The following is a 19,378-nucleotide window of genomic DNA, read 5'->3' on the forward strand; positions in this document are numbered from 1 at the left end:
GCTAATTTGCAAAAGACAATTGAAAAGAGACGAACATGGATTTGGTTAAGCGTTCTTCTCATTCTATTTATTCTCCTAAGTTATTTCGCTTTTTCCGGTAAGCCAAAGCAGTATCCAAATTATGTGTCTAATTCTCCATCACCAACTGGAGTCAAAGCATTTTATACATATGTAAAGGATAAAAAAGAAGTAAATAAATGGACTTATTCACCAGAGAACTTGCCAAAAGGGGGAAGTGAGCATTTACTCCTAATGATTGAGCCTTTTTTTATCCCTGAAAGCGAAGAGATGGAAGCGTATTTGGACTTTATGGAAAAAGGGAATACCATTCTTTTGTTTCAAAATAATCCAAAAGGGATGTTTGATATAGAAATCGAGCATATAGGCTCTTATCGCTTTTTAGGTGAAGATTTAACGATAAAAGACAAAAATGGAACGACTTATCAAGCCGGGATAAATTCGCAAATCCGTCTACAGACAATAAAGCATGATGAAATTTTATTAGAAGATAAAGCAGGAGTCCTTGCTCTCAAGCGATCATATGGAGATGGACAATTGATTGTCTCAAACTCATCTGACTGGATAACAAACGGAGAAATCCTAAATGCTGATCATCTTCCTCTTATTCTATCTTTAATAAATGAAGAAGAGAGTGCTAGTCTCTCATTTGACGAATATATTCATGGAGCACAAAATAGCTCCACATTTATCACATTGTATCCAAAATGGTTCTTACTTTTGCTGCTGCAAGGTGTACTCCTTGCCATTCTATTGCTAATGACTCAAGGAAAGCGATTTGGACCGATCTTTATTCCGCGGGAGGAAAGCGTTCGATTTAGTGATGAAGGCATTCGTGCTCTGTCTGCTTGGTATTTAAGAGGCCGACGTTACCATGATTCATTATTATTTCAAGCGGATTATATTAAGCTATTGCTGCAGGAAAGATGGGGAATACCAGTGAGTATGGAATGGAAGGACCTTTCTGCACCACTAGAACGAAAGTGGACAAACATATCTTCAAAAGAAATTAACGCATTTTTAGCCGGGCTAATTTCAATCTTACAAAAAGAGAAAATAAGCAAGCAGGAATACTTGCTATGGTCAAAGAAACTTGACCGTTTAAGGAAAGAGGTGGAGGAATCTTGAAAACAGAAATAACATCTTTACTAGAAACATATGAAGAACGAATTTTAGGTCAACATACGAATCTTAGACTCCTATTATCCGCTATTTTGGCAGGGGGGCATGTCCTTTTAGAAGGCGTTCCTGGGACGGGCAAAACGCAAATGGTAAGAACGCTCGCAAGCCTCCTCGGCGGGGATTTTAGCAGAATTCAGTTTACTCCTGACTTACTTCCTAGTGATATTACAGGAAGCACGATCTACAACATGAAGGATAGTACGTTTCAAACAATCAAAGGACCCGTATTCACAAATATCCTTTTAGCTGATGAAATCAACCGTACACCAGCGAAAACCCAAGCAGCACTTCTTGAAGCTATGGAAGAAAAACAAGTTACAATACAAGGCGAAACCCATCCATTACCCGATGTATTTTTTGTTGTGGCCACACAGAATCCAATTGAATTTGAAGGAACCTATCCGCTGCCAGAAGCGCAGCAGGATCGTTTTCTTTTTAAGCTTCATATTGATTTCCCATCTTTTGATGAGGAGAAAAACGTATTAAAACAAGTAATTGAAAAGAAATTTGACAAACAAGTGCTTGCATCCTTACTTGATATGGATACGTTTTTAATAATCAGAAAAGAGATTGAAAGAGTGACAATGGGAGAGCCTGTGATCGATTATATAATGCAATTGGTCAGAAGGACTAGGGAGACTGAATCGATACGGTTCGGAGCGAGTACAAGGGCAGGCATTTCCATCGGGAAAGCAGCTCAAGCATGGGCTTACCTCGCTGGTCGTGATTATGTTACACCAGATGATGTAAAAATGGTTGCTAAACCAGCATTAAGGCATCGTATTCAACTTTCCCCACATATGGAATTGGAGGGATTGACTGTTGACCAAATCATTGAAGAGCTTGTGGGCTCGATTCCTGTTCCAAGGTAGAGGGGTATTGCCGACCAAACGGTTGTTAGTGTGTTTTACCCTTCTATCTATTGCTTTAATCCTTATATCCATTTGGGAAACCTCTTGGGAGTTCTTAATTGCAATAAATATACTCGTAATCATAGCGAGTCTTTTTGATTTGCTTTTTTCACCGAAAAAAAAGGAGCTTTCATTTAAAAGGATCGCCCCTGCAGAAATGGAAAGAGGCATTGCTTATCAAGTACAGTTTGAAATTAATAATGCTTCGCCATATTCCTTATCTTTTCAATTGATAGATGGAGTGCCACAATCTTTTATTCAGCAATTCCCGCTAAAAGGAAATATTTCTAAGCATACAACGACTCATACAGGATATGAAGTGATTGCACCGGTAAGAGGAGAGTATGAAATTGATAAAATCTATTTTCGCTATTCAAGTCCTTTAGGATTATGGGAAAAACAGATAACAATTGAGCAATCTCAAGCTGTTAAGGTGATACCAGACTTAACAGAAACGAAGCAATACTTGGAGAATGCGCAAAAATTTTTATTGTATGAAGGAGTAAAAATACGTAAACAGCAAAGCGGTGTCGGTGAGTTTGCAAAGATTCGAACGTATGTCGTAGGGGATGACCCGCGCAATATCAACTGGCGGCAAACAGCAAAGCTGCGTGAAGTCATGACAAATGAATACGAGCCTGAGCATGGAAAGCATGTTACACTCTTAATTGATTGTGGCCGAATGATGGGGGCTGAACTTAAAAAGGGAAACCGTCTTGAAAAATCATTAGAAGCTGCAATTACAGTTGCAGCCGCAGCTCTCCAAAAAGGAGATTATGTATCGGTTTTAGCCTTTTCTAAAGATGTAAAAGTTTTTATCCCCGCAGCAAAAGGGATGGCACATTTGCAGACCATTTTGCAAGCCATATATAACATTGACGTGGATGCAGTGGAGTCGAATTACGCAGCTGTATTGCATTATTTAGAAACAATGCAGAAGAAACGCAGTTTTATTCTATTATTCAGTGATGTCCGCACCTTTCTTCATGAGGAAAATGCTCTTATCTATTTAAAAAGAATTAGACAGCGCCATTTATTCCTCATGATTGGAATTGAAGATGTAACGCTCCAAAGAAGAATACAAATGGAACCAGAAAATGTACAAATGGCCATGGTAAAAAGCATTGCACAGCAACAAATGCTTATTAAGAAAAAGGAAAAAGTCAAATGGGAAAAACAAGGCCTCCAAATGATAGAGGCCCGTGAGGAAAGATTAGCAACCGCAGCAGTATCTTCTTATATTGATATTATGAATCGAAATCTGTTATAGGGTGTTTTTTCAATAGTAACAGTTTCCCAATCATCACATAGAGAACTAAACCGATCACAGTTATAAAAGCAACAATGTACTTTGCTTCAAGTGAAATGGCTGCTGGGGTAATGAAGCCTTCAATGATCCCAGCAATGACAAATAGTGGAATTGTACCAAGCAAAAGCTGGACCGAACGTTTTGCTTGCTGCTTTAATTGATAGCCTCTTGAGAACTTGCCAGGGACAAAGAGCTTATAGCCCATTAACAACCCTGCCCCACCAGCAATAAAAATGGCTGTAAGCTCAATCATCCCATGAGGAACGATGTAGGCCCAAAAATCATACGATTTTCCATGATGCCAAAAAAGGGCAGCAAGTGCACCAACAAGGATGCCATTATAAATTAATAAGTAAACGGTTAATATTCCAAAGGTAACACCACCAGCAAAAGCTAATATGGCTACTTGAATATTGTTTGTCATAATGCTCGCAGACATGAGAGAAGAATCTACTTCCCCATCACTGCTGCCTAATTGATCAGGGTTCACTCCTTGGGCAATTTCTGGCGGCAGAATTGAGTAAATATGCAGAGGATCATTAACAATTGAAAAAAAGCTGCCTAACGCACCAACCACAAATAAAATCATTGCTGCAACAACAAATTTCCATTGTTCTACTAATAGACCAATAAACTTCGTACTAAAAAAATAGCGAATCTGTTTCATGCTTGAAACTTGATCTTTATATAATAAATTATGAGATTTTGAAACAAGCCCATTCAAGTAATGCGTAACATCTTCTGTTGGAAAGTATGTTTGGCTGTATGAAAGATTCTGAGTTGCTTTTTGATAGAGCCGATGAAACTGATCGATATCAGCACCAGTAATCTGATTGCGTCTTTTATGAAGGATGACTACAAACTGTTCAAGCTGTTTCCAGTCCTCACGGTGCTGCTTGATAAACTGCTTTACATTCATTTTCTACACCTTCTTAAGTATGACATCATTTTGGCAGGGGAAAATATCTATCTCCTTATTATAGTAATTTTGTAGAAAAATAGAAACAGCTTTAGAGAATTTCAACTTGGAAGAGAGGGAATTTATATGAGTCAAGAAAATGTTGGGATAAAAACACCTGAATTTGTCTCCCTGCAATTCCAACTCGCAGGACTCGGCAGCCGTACGGCAGCATTCATTATCGACCAGCTCATCTTAATGATTGTAAATATTTTAATCGTTATTGCCTTTTTCTTATTTATGAATGGATCGCCCGATTTTATGCTCATGGAGATAAATTCACTTCCATTAGCCATTACAATTATTCTCATCTTCCTTATTAATTGGGGCTATTTTTTTGCCTTTGAATTTTTTTCAGGAGGAAGAACAATTGGGAAAAAAATAATTGGGATTCGCGTCATTCAGGAAAATGGGCATAGTTTAACATTACTGTCTAGCTTTATCCGAAATCTGCTTCGGATCATTGACTCCTTGCCGGCCAATTATTTTCTTGGACTCCTTATGATCTTTTTTCATTCAAAGCATAAGAGAATTGGTGATCTTGTTGCTGGCACCATCGTTGTTCATGAACGGAAAGCGAAGCGGAAGAAGAAACTTAGTGCCATTGAAAAGGAAATTGAGAAAAGGGGCCTTACTAAAGATGATCTGATCATTGAAGAATGGGCGAAGAAATCATTAGGCTCAAAAGAGTGGGATATAATAAGAGCGTACTGCAACCGATTTTTACAATTGCCTTTAGAAGAAAGAAGTCAACTAACAGCACAGTTGGCTGATATCCTTTTCTTAAAGCTTGGCATTGCTGTAGAAGGGAAGAACGAACGTGAGTTAGAAGATTCCATTCTTATTCTTTATTTGATTTTGAAAGATGAATGGGCATTTGAGCTTTAAGCGAATATCTAGAAAAGGCAGTATCCACTTTATAAGTGTACTGCCTTTTCTAATATTATGAGTAGAGGTTGATTTGTGATTATTCCCTTCATTAAAACTTGGTTTGCTTCAGTACCTCTGATATCGTTGCAGTTAAACTATATTCACCTTTTGCATCAAGTCCAACCTCCCACATCATCATTCCGCCAAAGCCGTGATGGAGGGCTAGTTCTGTTTTCCTTTGAATCGTTTTATCTCCGTTATAATGATAGATTGTTCCATTCAACTTCACAATATCTTGATTCGCATTATTAGGATTACTTTGAATGAGTGCATCATAAGAAACCTGTTTTGTATTTGGATCCTCTGGCTGTGCGTAAAAAGGAACTCCCAGGACAAGCTTTTCTTTCGAAAGATTATGTGTATCGAAAAGAGTGGCCCAATAATTCACAATATCTTCAGTAAACGGATAAGGAGAGAGATTGGCAGCATTATACCCACCATCCCATTGACCGTCGTAAGCCATGATATTTACATAATCTACATCCTGAAACATAGAAGGCTCATAAACAACAAAACCTAGCTCAGTGCCTGTTACACTATGAATCTTTGAATGAACCGCAATCGAGAGCTCTTTTCCTTGTGAATGAAGCTTATTACTTAATTCTTGTGTAAAGGCATGGAGATATGCTGCATCTTCTTGTGATCGAGGATGTTCAAAGTCAATATCAATTCCATCTAATTTCTCTTGTTCTGTTAAACTAGCTAGTTCTTGGACAAGCTTTCCTCTAGAACCAGAGTCAGCAATCGCCGCTTTAAAATAATCATAAGACTCACCGCCATTAATATGAAACCAACCGCCGACAGCTAGCATTGCTTTTGTATTATTTTGGTGGGCTTTTGAAACCATTGCCCGTAAATTATTTATGGCATTTTCACCATTAAATTGAATACTGCCATCTTTCATTGGATGAGCAAAAGAAAAAATCACATGAGTCAATCTTTTATAATCAACCACATTTGGATCCCGAAAATCTTGAACATAGCCAATTAACTTTTTGGAAGGAGATTGATCTAACTCAGGCTTTTCCTTTGGTTCTAATTCTTTCGAAGATTGAGGGTTTTGTTCGAAACTTACTTCTTTTTTGTTGTTTTCTTTAGTAAAAAAGGATCCTGCAATAAATCCTCCTGAAAAAATTAATAATATGGAAAGCAGCAGATAAAATTTCTTCATACATACACCCCTCCCAAAATTCTTTAACCCTAAAAGTGTAACAAAAAAAAGAAGAGCAGGGAGGTGGTAATATCATGCAAAAAAAAAAGCCAAAAGAACGAAAATCACGTTCTTTTAGCTTTTTTTAATCTTTGAAGGATTATTGATCTTATACAAAACCGGTTGGGAAACGATGAATTCTTCCTCCACATCTTTTCCGTTCGGTAATTTCTTTTTCACAACTTTTCCATCAAATTCAAGCATTTCACCGGGTGCAAGTTCAAACTTCTTCAAGGTTTTTGAATGTGCACACCAAGCAAGTCCAACTTCAATTGAATTTTCCTGCTCAATCACAACATTTTCTAGAACAACAACTTCATCATTTTCTTCATTGAAATGATTCCAGCTTAAAGCAAATTGCTTCACTCTCGCTGTAAAATGTACCTTTTCTTCAGGTAATTCAATTTTCGCTGGTTTTTCTTTCTTTGGAGCTGTATCTTCTTTTTTAATAGACTTTTGTTTATTTGTACTAGGTTCCTCAATTTTATTTGCTAGTGCTGGTTCAGCAGCTGCAGTAATTGACGCCTTTCCAAAACTTGCTGCCTGCATTTCCTTGAGATAAGCAGGATGGATGCAGCATAAGTTTCCATCTTGGAATTCAACAATAACTGTATTAAATTCACCAGCTTGCCCATATATCTCATACCCTTTGATCGTGACAATGCGCTGATGATCTCTTTCTTTATACCAGAATTCCTTCTTCACCTCTTTTGTTGTTGATAATCCCCATTCCCGAACTTTTTCAGCATAGTGGGATTCATCAGTGAATTGTTCAAATTCACCAATAGGCGGAAGATAGGTAGTACGGTTTGCATCTTCAATATGCGGTAAAGTGATCGCCATTCTTACACATCCTTTCATGGGTATTGTACCATTATAGCTAATATTATAAGAATGTTTCATTCGTTTTAGTAATGAAAAAAACTGCCCTTATCCAACATCAAGGGCAGATTACTTCAAAAAGAATTTAATTCGAAGGAGTTTCCATACCAAACTCTTCCCATTCTTCACGAGAAGGACCATACATGCCAGGTACTCTGAGCCCAGCAAGACGCATTAAAACAGTTAATTGGCCTCTGTGGTGAATTTGATGTGAGTTTACAATCGATAATGTCAGACTTTTGGGCCACTGGTCACCATACATATCATCCATTTCACTCAGTGATTTATCCGTCCACTGTTCTTTAATAGCAGCAATCATATTTTCACTTGATGTACGATAGCTGTCAGCAATTTCCTTAGCATTTACAGGTACTGAGCTATCGTGTTCGGCCCCTGTAAATGTAAGTCCTGTCCGAGAAAGCATCTCATGAAGAGATGTAACAACATGCCATGCAAGACTGCCTAATGTGCGGTACTCGGGAGTAGCTTTTAAAGATAAAGATTCATCAGTTAGATTATCTAAAACTTTTTCGGTAGACTTAGCTTCTCGAATCCATTCATTCATAAACTCATCAATTGTATGATACATATGTTAATGCCTCCTTAAGTAAATACAATACCTTATTCTTCTTTTACATAATAAATCCTTCTTATTTTTCATATTTTCACATTTTTCACAAGAAAATTCTTTGTTGAATAAATAAAAAGCAATTGCCTTAATCAAAAAGCCTATTTTTTGAACCTTCTCCGAAGAACAGCAAGCAAAAAGAGTAGAGGTATATAACAAAAAAGAAAAATTAGCCCACTGACACCTATCATTTTTGAAAAAAGCTCCGAAAATTGCATACCAATTAATTCACTGTTTACAACATGAAATACGGCAAGTAAACCAATGAGGAGATATGTAGGTTTAGCTATCGGAAATGTCATTTTTATCGATCTTATAGCCGACCATAAATAGATACAAATGACAGGTAATACAACTAATAGCCATGTAAATATAAATATAAACTCAAACCGCTCTAAAAATGGAAACTGAATAATTTTAATCATCGTCAATGTTGGCCATGTTAGGTATTCAAGCTTCCCTTGAGTGAAGAACATTAATGTAAAGACCGAAATGATAGTATATAATACTGTTGTATAGAAAATAGACAAATGCCCCCATTTAGAAGCTTTTTCACTATTTTTAATAAACGGAAAAAAAACAAGAAGCGTCTCAAATCCAAGGAAGATTGGCGCTGCTTCTTTTGCAGATAAGATATAGTCCTTCACACTATGCTGAAAGAGTGGGAATATATAAGAAGTATCAACAAAATAGGTTAAATATATTAGAGAAAGTAGTAATAGACTAGGAATGACTACACCCCAGAATGCGATAGCTGTAACAACTCTAAAACCTCCTGAAACAATATAATAAATGAGTAATGAAAAAAGCAAAGAAAATTCCCAGCTTGCGATTCCATCAAACACCCATATCTGTAAAATATCAATATAAATATGTAAAGCGTATAGACTAGCCATTAAAAAATAGCAGGACATAATTATATTCAATGTACCCCCCAGTACTTTTCCAAAAACCTCTTGATGAAAGGAAATGATATCTCGAGAATTAGAGTTCTTCAATATATACAGCATCATAAAAAAGACAATATGCAGCGTTAGACCAAATATTAAAACAGATAGCCATGCATCATGTCCTGCTCCCTTAATGATATGGGATTGAAATTTTAAAACACCAACCCCCGTTTGAGTGGAATGCATGAGAAAAAACATAAAGTAAGGCGATAGCATTTTATTTTCTTTGACTATCTTATCCATTATTATCCATCCTATTGACTAGCCCTCTAGACCAGAATGTATGATTTGTAACTTTACGTTTACATTGATTGGTAAGGTAGGATATTGCTCATAAAAGGATTTTTCCTCCCACGAATCATCCTTTGACCGTACAATATTTCCAATACCAATTGGATCTACTTCATTTTCTTTTAACGTTGCCACTAAGTCGTTTATATCTTTAACTAACTTTTCTTCAATTAGTTGCTTGATCTTCAAAACATCTTTATCTTTTTCTAACTGATATCTATTTGGATACTGTGTTAACGTCATATCAAGTTTTAATTGAAGATTTAGTTCTCCTTTATTTTTATCCCAATCCCACTTACTTTTACTGCGAAAACCCTTCACCGTGATTAATTCCCCAGGATCTTTTGCATCCAATACGATTTTGAAGATTGCTTCTGTTTTTCTATCCTTTATATATGAAAATAAAACCGTTTGTTCCCGATTTAAATGGAGTTTGAATTGGTCACCTTTAAAAACGCCAATGCCATCCACCTTTATCATTTTTTTTTCATCTATTGTTATCATAGGTACATATGCATCCATACCTTCCCCATAAAAGTGATTTAAAAATACATGGAGGTTTATTTCAGGAAGAGATCCGCTTAGCATATTATGTTGGATCTGATCCATTAATGTAAGAGTTTTCCCTTTTTTAAAGGTCTCCAACGTTTCATTAGCAGAATTTGTGGAAACTGCAATTTGGATATTCGTTCCAAGCTGGGGAGTTATAATAAATCGTTCAACCATATCTTGTACACCTGATTCTGCATAGCCATTTCCGAATAATAGCACTCTAATTTTTGCAATTTCCACTGGTGTACTCGTTTGTGTTGTCATTTTTGAAACAATTAAATTAGCATTTTGTGCCTGTTCATCTAAAAGTTGAATTTCATCACTTGATTTGCTCTTTGTATATTCAGGGAATAGTGCCGTTCCAATTAATTGGCCATTTTCTGCCTGATCGAACCCAAACACATGGACAATACTAATTTTGTCAATGATTCTCGTTCTAGTGCATCCTGCGAGTAAAGTGATACAAACCATTAGTATGAGAATATATTTTTGTCTCCATTTTTTCATATTTGGCCGCCTTTTAGAAATGATTATTCGTTATTTAAATCATCTTCCGGATCCTTACCCGAGACCGGTGTATACCTCTTTACACTTAAAGGTCTTAAATACCAAGGTCGCTTGTCATTTTTAATATAATTGGGTCTTACAAAAGATGTAGAAACTCCACCTTTCCGATAAGGATAAATAGGAAGTAAATACGGCACACCTAATGATTTCAGCCTGGCCAAATGAACAATTAAAAAAACTAATCCTGCATATATACCTAATCCTCCCCATATTGCTGCAACTATGATAAAAGGGTACCTTAATAATCGTACTGCATTTGACATTTTATAAATGGGAGTAGTAAAAGAAGATAATGCGGCAAGAGCTACAAAAATTAATAATATATTACTTGTGAGGGCCGCTTCTACCGTTGCCTGGCCAATAACAATTCCCCCGACAATCCCAAGTGTCTGCCCAATTTTTGTCGGTAATCTCGCCCCCGCTTCTCTAAGTAAGTCTATGGTGATCTCTAAAAATAAAACCTCCATAACCGGTGGAAAAGGCACATTTGCCCTTGAAAAGATAATCGGACCTAGTAAATCCTTCGGAATTACTTCATAATGAAAAGTTAAAATCGCAACGTAAAATGCCGTAGCAAATATTGAAAACAGCATCCCGAAAATACGAATCAATTTAAAAAAAGAAGCAACGATTGTTGGAAGATAATAGTCTTCTGAATTAGAAAAGAAGTCCATTAATGAAACGGGACCAATAATTGCATAGGACGATTTATCACTTATTAAAACAACCTGGCCATTCAGTAATGCCGCAACAACCCTATCAACACGCTCTGTTGTGATAAATAAAGGGAAAGGTGTTGAGCTATTGTCTGAAATCATTTGTTCTAGTTGTGTGTTATCATAGTTAATATCAAAATCTAAATCCGTTATCCTTTGCTGTAACGTGTTAACGTATTCCGGATTTGTAACCCCATCCATAAAGGCTATTACTGCCTTTGTACTTCCTCTTGAACCGAGTGTGTACTCCTTAAAAATGAGATCCGCCGTTTTTAAATGATCTCTTAATAAATGAAGATTTGTAGTTAGATCCTCAATGAACCCCACTTTTGGTCCAATTACGCTAAATTCATTTTGAGTATCGTTTGTTTCACGTTGACCAAGTCTGGAATAACTAATATTGATGAGAGCATATTCTTCCGCTTTGTTTATTAAATAAATCACTATCGATCCAGCGTGAAGGGCTTTTTCCACAGCAATCGGATCATTTAATATTTGGATGTCTTCTATTGGAATAATATTTTTTAAATCAGTTAGTTCTTTTACTTCCGTAGCTTTTTCCTTCAAAAATGGCAAAACTGAATTTTGCAGGATACTTGAATCAATCAAGGATTTATAATAACTGATCACCAACGAATCATTTTGTTCTATTGGTATGATCGTTGTAAAATCGCTTGACTTGTTTGCCTTTGCAAATATATCACTTGATGTTTTTTCTACAGTTTCATCATTCCTTGTAGGTTGCTGCTGCTCTGCTCTTTTTTTTCTAAACATAACTCACCCAATCCTGTTCATCACCTCAAATAGATATGAGTAGTATTTATCAACAGAATTGGAATTATGTTCAAATAATCTAAGATATAATTAAGTGACAAGAACTTTATTATTCACCTTAAATGAAGGACTTTACAATTTATTAGATATATTTTGTTCTATTATATAGACATAACGTTCGCTTTAGGTGTTTTTTCCGCGTGAACTTTTTTCTATAAATTTAGTGAATCTTCGCTCCCTAAAATTGACTGAAAATAAGAATGTAGGAATAATTAATTCGATGGGAGAGATATAATGGGGAAAATATTGGATTTGCTCTAGTTTCAACTCAATATCAAAATTTAGTCATTCAAATTGATGCATTAACGAAAGCTAGTGCATTATAGAAAAAGTTTATGGAACTAAAAAGGAACGTCCAGAAATAGAAAAACTCTTAAAGGCGATAAGTGTGGGGGGGATTCTGTTGTGGTTTATACATTTAACCGAATTTCTATTTATCGATTCTCTAGTGATCAATTTTCTTCATTTTTATCCAAAGACACTTAACACAAATGCTAGGGATGCTGTGCAAGTTATCCCCGGACTTCTTTATCAGTAATCAAAATTATCCAGAAGAACATTAACAAATACAGCTGGTTATACGGGTGAAGTCTTTGGTTTAACATGTGTATTATGTCAAGATGTTGGGACTAGCCTTAATATTATTATCATTCATTGAAAAAGAAAGGATATAAGATGAACAAAACCATTGGAATATTAGCACATGTTGATGCAGGAAAAACTACATTTTCTGAACAGCTGCTTTATCATACAAAGAGTATAAGACAAAGAGGACGGGTCGATCATCAAGATGCCTTTCTTGATAGCCATGAAATTGAGCGGCAGCGGGGAATCACGGTGTTTTCTGATCAAGGGATTTTTAACTACCTAGATTCCAATTATTTCTTAATTGATACTCCTGGACATGTTGATTTTTCCCCAGAGATGGAGCGAGCGATTCAAGTGATGGACTATGCCATTATAATTATTAGTGCAGTTGAAGGAATTGAAAGTCATACTGAAACTGTGTGGGAGCTTTTAAGAAGATATCAAATACCTACATTTTTCTTTATTAACAAAATAGACAGGGTAGGGGCAGATGTTCAGGCAGTGCTTGAAGAAATTAAGCTTAACTTAACTAAAGAAGTTTTTGAGGTGACAAACTCCTTTCAAAATGGGGAAATGGATGAAGAACTAATTGAATTTATTGCTGAACGTGATGAATCATTTTTAGAACACTATATGGCAATCGGCTATGAAAAGGATTTATGGTTAAAAGCAGCACAAACAATGATTAAGCAAAATCAAATCTTTCTCTGTTCAAGCGGATCAGCACTGCAGGACATCGGCATAGAAAATTTCTTAGCCAAATTGGACCAATTAACAATAACCAATTATTCAAGCAATGAAGCCTTTTCTGGCCGCGTATACAAAGTTCGTCATGATGAGAATGGAACGAGAATTACTTTTATTAAAGCTTTGAGCGGAACCATTAAAGTACGAGATGAAATAAAATATTATAATGGAGAAATTCAGGTCTCCGAAAAAATAACACAAATACGTGTATACAATGGAAATAAATTCAAAACAGTTGATTATGTAGAAGCTGGCGAACTTTTCGCTGTCACAGGCTTATCGATGGCTTCAATTGGCGATGGTATTGGCTCTCTTTCTGAATCAGCTAATTTTGAACTAGTTCCGACGTTAAAATCGAAAGTACGATTCAAACCTTCGGTAAATATAAAAGAGGCATTGAAATATTTTAAAATATTAGATGCAGAGGATCCTTCACTAAATGTCATTTGGGAAGAAAGCTTACAGCAAATTCATATTCACGTTATGGGAGCGATTCAATTAGAAGTAATGGAACAAGTTGTCAAGGAGCGATTTCAGTTAAAAGTTTCCTTTGATGAACCGGAGATTTTGTATAAGGAAACAATTGAAACGAATGTTATTGGTTACGGTCATTTTGAGCCGTTAGGTCACTATGCTGAAGTTCATCTTAAATTAGAGCCTGGGGATCGAAATAGCGGAATTACTTTCAACAATACTTGTCATGCTGATGATTTAACCATTGGAATTCAAAATTTAATTCAACAGCATCTTTTTGAACGGGAGCATCATGGTCTCTTAACAGGCTCACCACTTACAGATATGAAGGTAACATTGCTTACTGGAAGAGCGCATAATAAGCACACATCTGGTGGTGACTTTCGTGAGGCGACTTATAGAGCATTACGGCAGGGACTTGAAAAAGCTTCAAACATTGTGCTTGAACCCTATTACCAGTTTAAAATTAAAGTTGATATTGACTTTATGGGCCGTGTATTATCAGATATTCAGACAGCATATGGAAAGTTTGATCCGCCAATCACAGAAGGGGAAAAAGCTGTTATCACTGGCACTGCACCAGTAGCCACCTTTATGAAATACAGTACACAACTGGCTGCTTTCACACATGGAAAGGGAATCATTAGCTTAATCTTTGCTGGCTATGATCGATGTCATAATAAAAATGCCGTGATCAATCAAATTGGATACAATAAAAATGCCGATCCCGATTACTCATCTTTTTCAATCTTCTGTTCAAAAGGTCAGGGATATTCAGTAGCTTGGGATAAGGCTGAAGAGGAAATGCATGGTTTGTGAAAGTTTATCGAAACCATTTCTTATCGACAGACCTTGTTTTTTATTACTATTTTTATATCCACCAATGATATGAATCACAAACCTTCTTTTCGTTTAATGGTATTTTATTTATGAGAAAAGTTATCACTTGTATTTAAAATAGCCATTCAAGCGAGGAGAATATCTAATGAGTGAATTCATTAATAATCGTGAACGACAACCTATTGCTGATAATACAGAACGATTAGAAATATTAAAGCAAATCTTTAAAGATCTTTACAATGGAAAAAACGTGAAGGAAGTAAAGGCCCACTTTGATGCCTTTATTGGAAAAGTGACTGTTGAAGAAATTTCTAAGCTAAGACATGAAGAAATGATGGACAACGATTTACCGGTAGCTGAAATTCAGCGATTATATTCTATGCATACCGATATTTTTAGAGGCTCGATTGAAGAAACTGAACGTGCAAAGCATCCAGAGAATGAACCTGGACATCCAGTACATACTTTTGTTCTGGAAAATAAAGAAATAGAAATGCATATTAAAAATAAAGTTCAAGTCCACTTAGACATGTTTATTGCCGACGATTCACCAGAAAATGTATTCAAGCTTTTAGAAGACTGCAATCTATTACTGGATATTGATAAGCATTACAGCCGTAAGGAAAATCTCATTTTCCCTTATTTGGAAAAATACGGAATATACGGTCCGACCAATAATATGTGGAGAATAGATGATTTCATCAGGGATTCCATTAAAGATGCAAAACAAAAATTAACCCAATATAATGGAGAAAAACAAGCTGTTGTTGGTGTTGCAAACTTTATCATTCAAGAAGTTCTCAATATGATTTACCGCGAAGAAAATATTCTCTTTCCAATGGCCTTGCAGAATCTAACTGAGGATGAGTGGGTGAAAATTGCTCATGAAAGTGATGAGATTGGCTTCTGTTTAACAGAACCAGCTGATGTTTGGAAGCCAGAAAGAAATAAAATCGATGAAAATGCCATTTCTGAAGGCTATATCAAAATGGAAACAGGCTTATTATCCTTGAAACAGCTAGAGCTGCTTTTAAACCATTTACCAGTCGATATCACTTTTATTGATCAAGATGATGTTGTTCGTTATTTCTCACATGGAAAAGAAAGAATCTTTGCACGTACGAAAGCTGTCATTGGCCGTACAGTTCAAAACTGCCATCCACCAAGAAGCGTCCATGTGGTAGAAGAGCTATTGGCAGACTTTAAATCAGGAAAGAAAGATGATGAAGACTTCTATATTAAGTTCCGAGATAAATATGTTTATATCCGTTACTTTGCTGTTCGTGATCAAAATGGAGAATATGTTGGTACACTAGAATTCACCCAGAATATTGATCCAATTCAGGCTATTAACGGAGAAAAACGAATCTTATCATAATTGAAATGAACCTAGTACATATTGGTGTACTAGGTTTTTTCGTACTCCTATTTTCGATTTCAATTATACCTGCTTCAAAATATATAGAATGCCAACCATGAAATCTTCCATAGCTTGTCGTACAAGTGGGTGTAAATGCATATAAAGAAGCATAGGAGAAATTCAAAGGGGGAGTACGAATGGTTGTGCAACTATTAACAATAAACAAAAGCCGATTAGAGAAAAGAATTAATGAACTATCACAAATAGGAAAAATTGGGGAGACTGGAGTTTGTCGGCTCACCCTTTCAAAAGAAGACAGGCAAGCAGTTGAGACCGTAAAGAAGTGGATGGAAGAGGCTGGATTATCAGCAAGAATTGACGATTTTGGAAATTTAATTGGCAGGCTTGAAGGGAAGAATCCAACGGCACCCGTTTTGATGCTTGGTTCTCATATTGACTCACAGCCATATGGTGGAAGATTTGATGGTGTCATTGGAGTTCTCGGAGCATTAGAAGTTGTTGAGACAATGAAGGAGAAAAATATAATTCCATATATGCCGATTGAAGTAATTTCTTTTTCTGACGAAGAAGGCTGCCGCTTTAATAAAGGATTATTCGGAGTTAGAGGGATTCTCGGAAAACTAGACGATGGAGAGCTAGAACGCACTGATAGAAATGGAATCACGAGAAGGGATGCATTAATACAGTTTGGATGTGACCCAACAAAATTAAAAGAATCAGAATATCCAGCTGGCAGCATTGCTGCATTCCTTGAGATGCATATTGAACAGGGACCTCTTCTTGAGGCGAACAATACACCCGTTGGAATTGTTACGGGAATATCTGGCCCCTTATGGCTTACTGTTGAATTAGAGGGCTTTGCAGGTCATGCTGGTTCCGTACCTATGCCAATGAGGAAGGATGCACTTGTTGGTGCGGCAAAAGTTATTATTGCCCTTAATGAATTAGCAAGTCAGGATACAGATGCACCTACTGTCGGAACAGTTGGCAGTTTAAAAATCTTCCCAGATTCTCGAAACATCATTCCTGAAAAGGTTAGCTTTAGTATTGATCTACGGGATATAAATATCGAACGCCGCAATGGAATCGAGAAGCAGTTAAGAGCCAAAATAAAAGAAATTTCTGAAGAGAACCGGTTAACATACAAAATTACAGAAGATACAAATAGTGAACCTCGTTACTGTTCAGATAGAATTATGAATATTATGAGTAGGGAAAGTGAACAAATTGGATTAAACCCAATTAAATTAATGAGTGGTCCATTCTATGATTCCTTATACATGTCTTACGTGTGTGAATATGGAATGGTCTTCGTCCGCTCAAAAGATGGGATAAGCCATAACCCAAAAGAATTCTCTACTTTTGAGGACATCTCATTAGGTACAGAACTTTTGTACCGTACTGCGACTAAGTTGGCTTGTGTTGAAAAATAAATAGAGACTTGAAACAAGTTTCTATCAACAAAAAAGGACTATCCTGATGCTTATTAAAACAGCCATCAGATAGTCCTTTTATGGTAACTTAATAATCTGTAATAATGATATCCCTGTCAAGAAATGCTTCAATTACTTCACTTACTTGAAAAGAGACCTGTGGAGAATCATAATTTTCAAACGAATATTCACAGCTAGACTTATATCTCATAATTTCATCGTAATGTGCCATATGCCGTTTGATGTCTTCTTCATTATCTTTTCTGGCCTTTTGCCTGCTGACTACTGTATCACGATCAGCATAAATGAAAAAACGTTTGACGCGATCACCATACATATTCTTCAATTTTTCAGTACCTTCTGGATTCAAAGTCAGATAAATAAGAGGGGTGGATGCAAATCCTTTTACAATATCATCTTCACGAATGCCATAATGAAAACCATCAATTTCGACGCTTTCAATAAATTCCTGATTATTCACCATCTTTTGGAATAGCTCTTCATCAACAAAATGGTAGTCCTCACCATCTTGTTCGTAATGCCGGGGGGATCGTGTTGTATAAGAGAGGATTGTTTCCATATCAAACATTGTTGCAACCATTTTGGCAATCGTTTTTCTTCCGGATCCATCTGGCCCCGTATAAATAAATATTTTTTCCTTTTCTTTAATTTCGTACATAGGTTGGCCTCCTTTGGTTTTGAATACAACAGATGATCGAGAATCAATTGCTGAAAATGAAAGTGAAAAGCATCAGTGGAGTATTGGGGTAAAATGAACTTCAAAAGACTTCTAGCTTCATAGAAGAGAGTTTGAATAGTTTAATTATAACAGACTTCCAGGAAAATTTTGAGTTTTTTTACTTTTCTAAACAAAAAATAGTTATATATAAATTGAAATTGACTTATCAAAAAATTGGGATTTAAAAAAAGAGGAGGCTTCAATTTTAGAAGATATTATACAGGGATTCTTCTCAATGTTCGAATTGAAACCTCATGTTCACCGATGATTTCGACGATTGATTTATGGTCTTCATGTATATGCTTGACCATGTTGTTAGTCTCAGAAACACTTTGTTTAATTTGTTGCTGCTCTATCTCTATTCCAGTCATTTTGCTCTCCATATTGTCCATCTTAATTTCTACATTTCCCATTCTTGTCTCTAAAGAGTCAAAACGATGATTCATTTGCGATTTTAAATCTTGGACTTCTGACTTTACACTTTGGAGCTCCGATGTTAAACCATGAATATCTGATTTTACGCTTTGGAGTTCTAAAGTTAAGCCTTGTATGTCTGATTTTACACTTCGGAGTTCTGATGTTAAGCCTTGTACGTCTGATTTTACACTTTGGAGTTCTGATGTTAAGCCTTGTACGTCTGATTTTACACTTTGGAGTTCTGATGTTAAGCCTTGTATGTCTGATTTTACACTTCGGAGTTCTGATGTTAAGCCTTGTACGTCTGATTTTACACTTTGGAGTTCTGATGTTAAGCTTTGTACGTCTGATTTTACACTTTGGAGTTCTGATGTTAAGCCTTGTACGTCTGATTTTACATTTTGGACTTCAGCAGTTAAACCTTGAAATTCTGTTTTTAAAAAATGGATATCTTGTTTAATTGGCAGTAAAGCATCTTGAATTACAGTCTCTAGCATAGTTTTTAATTCGCTTTTCAATAGAATTCATCCTTTCTAATTATTTGTTCCTTCTTTCAAAATAACTTTTTAGTCATGCTTTAACTCAAGAAGGACAACTCCATTATACATGATTTAAATGTCCTGTAACCAAGCTTTGGATGGATTTATTTAGGCATTTTTGGTCAGATCTAGGAAGTAGGGGAGAAATATCGTTCTACTATAGGTTTCTCATTCACTAATATTTTTTATATTTGTAAATCTTGGAATAGCAAGATAAACTTGACACTCATTTTGTATCACTTATATAATAGTAATTGATAACAATTATCATTATCAACAAAT

The 19,378-nt window shown here is 36.0% G+C and carries 16 protein-coding genes; 7 read left to right on the top strand and 9 right to left on the bottom strand.

What is annotated here, in order from left to right; all coding sequences use genetic code 11:
- The first annotated feature begins 6 nt into the window (after nucleotides 1–6).
- The 3 genes from ACFYKT_RS00675 to ACFYKT_RS00685 are packed head-to-tail and all read left to right on the top strand — an operon-like array spanning nucleotide 7 to nucleotide 3,381.
- Complete coding sequence (locus ACFYKT_RS00675; protein WP_389213978.1) at nucleotides 7–1,146, top strand: DUF4350 domain-containing protein; 1,140 nt, start codon at nucleotides 7–9, stop codon at nucleotides 1,144–1,146.
- Nucleotides 1,143–2,072, top strand: a complete 930-nt coding sequence (locus ACFYKT_RS00680; RefSeq protein ID WP_389213981.1) for an AAA family ATPase — start codon at nucleotides 1,143–1,145, stop codon at nucleotides 2,070–2,072. Before ACFYKT_RS00675 ends, ACFYKT_RS00680 begins: the two co-directional genes overlap by 4 nt.
- On the top strand, nucleotides 2,023–3,381 hold the full coding sequence (locus ACFYKT_RS00685; protein WP_389213983.1) for a DUF58 domain-containing protein: 1,359 nt from the start codon (nucleotides 2,023–2,025) through the stop codon (nucleotides 3,379–3,381). Before ACFYKT_RS00680 ends, ACFYKT_RS00685 begins: the two co-directional genes overlap by 50 nt.
- Here the strand turns inward: ACFYKT_RS00685 and ACFYKT_RS00690 are convergent.
- Nucleotides 3,359–4,339 (bottom strand): stage II sporulation protein M, encoded by a 981-nt coding sequence (locus ACFYKT_RS00690; RefSeq protein WP_389213986.1) that lies wholly within the window; start codon nucleotides 4,337–4,339, stop codon nucleotides 3,359–3,361. The genes ACFYKT_RS00685 and ACFYKT_RS00690 overlap by 23 nt on opposite strands.
- A gap of 126 nt (nucleotides 4,340–4,465) precedes the next feature.
- On the opposite strand from ACFYKT_RS00690, the gene ACFYKT_RS00695 reads away from it, so the two are divergent.
- Entirely contained in the window at nucleotides 4,466–5,266 is an 801-nt protein-coding gene (locus ACFYKT_RS00695) for an RDD family protein (protein ID WP_389213989.1), read from the top strand.
- 91 nt (nucleotides 5,267–5,357) lie between these two features.
- Here ACFYKT_RS00695 and ACFYKT_RS00700 read toward each other — a convergent pair whose 3' ends face one another.
- From ACFYKT_RS00700 to ACFYKT_RS00725, 6 genes are all read right to left on the bottom strand, one after another.
- Nucleotides 5,358–6,479 carry a glycosyl hydrolase family 18 protein gene (locus tag ACFYKT_RS00700; RefSeq protein ID WP_389213991.1) on the bottom strand — a complete coding sequence of 374 codons (1,122 nt, stop codon included), beginning with the start codon at nucleotides 6,477–6,479 and terminating at the stop codon, nucleotides 5,358–5,360.
- Nucleotides 6,480–6,593: 114 nt separating this feature from the next.
- Nucleotides 6,594–7,361, bottom strand: a complete 768-nt coding sequence (locus ACFYKT_RS00705; protein ID WP_389213994.1) for a hypothetical protein — start codon at nucleotides 7,359–7,361, stop codon at nucleotides 6,594–6,596.
- Nucleotides 7,362–7,485: 124 nt separating this feature from the next.
- Nucleotides 7,486–7,989: a DinB family protein gene (locus ACFYKT_RS00710; RefSeq protein WP_389213997.1), complete on the bottom strand. Its 504-nt coding sequence runs from the start codon at nucleotides 7,987–7,989 to the stop codon at nucleotides 7,486–7,488.
- A gap of 140 nt (nucleotides 7,990–8,129) precedes the next feature.
- Nucleotides 8,130–9,221: a GerAB/ArcD/ProY family transporter gene (locus tag ACFYKT_RS00715; RefSeq protein WP_389214000.1), complete on the bottom strand. Its 1,092-nt coding sequence runs from the start codon at nucleotides 9,219–9,221 to the stop codon at nucleotides 8,130–8,132.
- Nucleotides 9,222–9,239: 18 nt separating this feature from the next.
- Nucleotides 9,240–10,328 carry a Ger(x)C family spore germination protein gene (locus ACFYKT_RS00720; protein ID WP_389214003.1) on the bottom strand — a complete coding sequence of 363 codons (1,089 nt, stop codon included), beginning with the start codon at nucleotides 10,326–10,328 and terminating at the stop codon, nucleotides 9,240–9,242.
- Nucleotides 10,329–10,351: 23 nt separating this feature from the next.
- Nucleotides 10,352–11,878 (bottom strand): spore germination protein, encoded by a 1,527-nt coding sequence (locus ACFYKT_RS00725; RefSeq protein WP_389214005.1) that lies wholly within the window; start codon nucleotides 11,876–11,878, stop codon nucleotides 10,352–10,354.
- Between the two features lie 735 nt (nucleotides 11,879–12,613).
- On the opposite strand from ACFYKT_RS00725, the gene ACFYKT_RS00730 reads away from it, so the two are divergent.
- The 3 genes from ACFYKT_RS00730 to ACFYKT_RS00740 all read left to right on the top strand — a co-directional run bounded on the left by ACFYKT_RS00730 (nucleotide 12,614) and on the right by ACFYKT_RS00740 (nucleotide 17,401).
- A complete protein-coding gene (locus ACFYKT_RS00730; RefSeq protein WP_389214008.1) occupies nucleotides 12,614–14,566 on the top strand; it encodes a GTP-binding protein in 1,953 nt (650 codons plus the stop codon).
- Nucleotides 14,567–14,732: 166 nt separating this feature from the next.
- Nucleotides 14,733–15,965 carry a DUF438 domain-containing protein gene (locus tag ACFYKT_RS00735; RefSeq protein WP_389214010.1) on the top strand — a complete coding sequence of 411 codons (1,233 nt, stop codon included), beginning with the start codon at nucleotides 14,733–14,735 and terminating at the stop codon, nucleotides 15,963–15,965.
- Between the two features lie 179 nt (nucleotides 15,966–16,144).
- On the top strand, nucleotides 16,145–17,401 hold the full coding sequence (locus ACFYKT_RS00740; protein ID WP_389214013.1) for a M20 family metallo-hydrolase: 1,257 nt from the start codon (nucleotides 16,145–16,147) through the stop codon (nucleotides 17,399–17,401).
- An 88-nt stretch (nucleotides 17,402–17,489) separates the two neighbouring features.
- Here ACFYKT_RS00740 and ACFYKT_RS00745 read toward each other — a convergent pair whose 3' ends face one another.
- The gene (locus ACFYKT_RS00745; RefSeq protein ID WP_389214015.1) at nucleotides 17,490–18,080 is read right to left on the bottom strand and encodes a guanylate kinase; all 591 of its coding nucleotides are present in this window, start codon (nucleotides 18,078–18,080) and stop codon (nucleotides 17,490–17,492) included.
- A 275-nt stretch (nucleotides 18,081–18,355) separates the two neighbouring features.
- A complete protein-coding gene (locus ACFYKT_RS00750; protein WP_389214017.1) occupies nucleotides 18,356–19,075 on the bottom strand; it encodes a hypothetical protein in 720 nt (239 codons plus the stop codon).
- Between the last annotated feature and the right edge of the window lie 303 nt (nucleotides 19,076–19,378).

The sequence above is a fragment of the Cytobacillus mangrovibacter genome (genome assembly GCF_042865275.1).
GTDB lineage: Bacteria > Bacillota > Bacilli > Bacillales > Cytobacillaceae > Cytobacillus > Cytobacillus mangrovibacter.